Origin of the sequence: Actinophytocola sp. (assembly GCF_036002505.1) — a bacterium.
Taxonomy (GTDB): domain Bacteria; phylum Actinomycetota; class Actinomycetes; order Mycobacteriales; family Pseudonocardiaceae; genus DASYTH01.
The window spans coordinates 1-2,740 of sequence record NZ_DASYTH010000330.1; the positions used below are offsets into that span (position 1 = coordinate 1).

Genomic DNA, 2,740 nt, shown 5'->3' on the forward strand with positions numbered 1-2,740 from the left:
AACGAGACGACGGCCGACGCTCCCGGCCGCACCGCGGTGTGGCGCGACTCGCTCGGCCGAATGAAGGGCCATTGGCTGACCGGAACCGGGTTCAACACGTTCGCCCTGAGCATGAGCCGCACGACACCGTGGCCGCTTCCGAAAGGGGCGACCCCGTGGCCGGAAGAGATCGAGTCGGCAGTTCGCGCGGGCGAACGCCCGGGGACCCGCACGCTCACCGAGCTCCGGGACCTGGCCTGGTACCGCGAGGCGCACAACGATTACGTCCAGACGCTGGTTGAGACGGGGATTCCCGGTCTTGCCATCGCGCTGTGGGCCGCGGTGGCCGCTCTCGGCGCCGTGCGCCGCGATCCTTGGCTCCTCGCCGCGGTAGCCGCGGTGCTGATGCACGCCTTCGTGGACTTCGACCTGCAGATCCCGGCGATTCCGGTGCTGCTGGTATGCCTGATTGCGATGCGGCCGGAGGCGCCGCCCTCCTGACACAGCCCGGCGATGCAGACGAACAGCACCGTGATGGCGGGGATCTGGAGGTCGAAGTCGACCACGACGTGCAGCAACACCCCGGCCAGGGCGGCCATCACCCAGGGCTCCAGACGCGCCGCCTTGAGCACACGAACCGCAGCCCAGACAGCGACGATCAGCCCCGCCGCCCCGCACTCCACGGCGACCTGGACATAGTCGTCGTGCGCTTCCCGATACCACACGATGGCCGGTATCTGGGACGGCGTGCGGTAGCCGATCATTGCCTCGACTCGCGCGGCCTCGGCGATGGCGCTCGACCCGGGCGTTGCTCCCACGGGCAGTCGCCAGGGCGTGGCCCGGCTGGTCGCCAGCCCAAAGGTATTGAAGCCGTAGCCCGTCAACCAGGCGCGACGGAGCATCCCCAGTGACTCCCGCCAGACGACGGTGCGGCCGGCCGAATCGGCGGCGCTCGCCCGGAACCGCACCTCGAGCCGGCCCAGGCCGAACCACGTGATCGCCATCAGCCCCAGCGCGACGGCAAACAGCCACGGAGACACTCCGCGCTGGCGCCGCAGACCGATGCCGGCCAGGACGAGGCCCAGCACGAAGGCGAGGATTCCCCCGCGGGACGTGCTGGCGACGAGGGCGGAGATGCTGGCCAGCGCCGGCACCACCGCCAGCATCAACCCGGCTCCCTCCGGGCTGGCCAGCGCGACCAGCCGGCGCCTCGAGTTCGGCCGCGCTCCCACGCGCCACTGGTAGTGGCGATGCGATCGCGCGAGGACGGCCAGGGCCATCGGCGCCACCAGCAGCATGTAGCCGGCGAAGTGATTGCGGTTGACGAACGGGCCGAAGAAGGTCTCGCTCTCGATGGGGGCGAAGATGCCGTAGATCAGCCTCGCGTTGACGGCCACCTGCCCCAGCGCCACCAGGGCGAGAGCCAGGCCGAGGAGTGCCACGAAGCTCTGGAAGCGCCGTCGGGCCTCACCGCGGTCCAGCGCGGCGACCGCCCCGACGTGCAAGAGGAGCGCGGCCACCAGAAAGGCGGCGCCGCGCAACGTGCTCTCCGCGTCCACGGTGATCGGCGCCCACGCACCTGATTCCGCGACCGAGATCACACCGCGGCCGGCGTTGAGAGCCGTGGCCCACCCGGGCGGCAGCGGCACCAGTTGCGCAATCACCAGCGTGAGGAACACGACCCCGGGCAGCAGCAGGGGACCAGGAGGCAGGAGCGGGCGCTCCAGATCGAAGCTCCAGTCCGTGCGGCCGTATTCCGCGGGGCTGTCCAGCACGAGCCATCGCCCCGAGGGGTGGAAGGCAAAGCGCTGCCGCCCGATCAGCCGGCGGAGGCGTCTGATCGCGAGCGCCCGGTAGACGAGAAGGGCGGCGATGCCGGCGCAGGCGTACCAGAGAGGCCAGTAGGCCCACGGGTGCACCGAACCGATCGCCGCGACCGATCCGGCGATGACGACTCCGAGTGCGACCTCCAGGAGAATCGAAGCCGCACGCAGCCGGCGCGCAGCCGAGATCGCCACCGGGTCGGAGACCGGCTCGTTCTCTTTCGTCGGGCTCGCTACCTAACGCGAGGGCGATGGCTGGCAGCCTGGACGCGGATCAAGCGTGCAGGGCGTGCCCGGAGGGAACCTGCCGTTATCGTTCGGCTTGCCCTGGGTCGCCACCGCGGTCCCTACGCCGACAGCCACCGCCGCCGTCGCCACGGCAACGGCGGTGCTCATGCCAAGGATCCCCCCCGCGGCCGCGACGCCGCCGACCGCCCCCGCGACTGTGGCGCCCACGCCGGCGGCGGCCAGCGCCGCCCCGGCCAGCACGCGCGAAATCCCGGTGAACCCTGCGGCCGGAGCCGTCGCGCCACTTTCGGAGAAGATGGTCAACTGCGTGGTGTTCGGGTCGATCGGCGCGGGCCGCAACCCGGCGGGACAGGCCACTGCGTCTGGCACGACCCCGGCGATGCTCTCCGCCGACCGGCCGAGGACGCCACCCCTGGAGGCCGCCTCGACATAGAAGGTAATTGGGCCGGCATTGAGTTGAGGACGGGGCAGGCTTGCCACGTAGCGGTCGCCCTGTGGCTCCGCCACGATGTAATAGAGGTCCGGGCTCAACGCCGAGCGGAAATAGACCCGAACGTCGGCGACACTCGACGAGGGCGCGACTGTCGCCTCGATCTGCGGGGACTGGTCGGCTATCATGCACCCGACGGGCTCATGGCTGACGTGGAGGCTGCCAGTGGATGGGGCAACCGGCCCTGCAGCCGCCGCGG

The 2,740-nt window shown here is 71.0% G+C and carries 2 protein-coding genes and 1 pseudogene; 1 reads left to right on the plus strand and 2 read right to left on the minus strand.

Features of this window, described 5'->3' with window-relative positions:
• Positions 1-60: 60 nt before the first annotated feature.
• Positions 61-249: pseudogene (locus tag VGR06_RS44055) on the plus strand (hypothetical protein); the annotation flags it as partial.
• An 11-nt stretch (positions 250-260) separates the two neighbouring features.
• Here VGR06_RS44055 and VGR06_RS28785 read toward each other — a convergent pair.
• Both VGR06_RS28785 and VGR06_RS28790 read right to left on the minus strand, forming a co-directional pair.
• On the minus strand, positions 261-1,997 hold the full coding sequence (locus VGR06_RS28785; protein WP_327562289.1) for an O-antigen ligase family protein: 1,737 nt from the start codon (positions 1,995-1,997) through the stop codon (positions 261-263).
• 42 nt (positions 1,998-2,039) lie between these two features.
• On the minus strand, positions 2,040-2,740 hold a 701-nt coding region (locus VGR06_RS28790; protein ID WP_327562290.1), incomplete at its 5' end, for a hypothetical protein.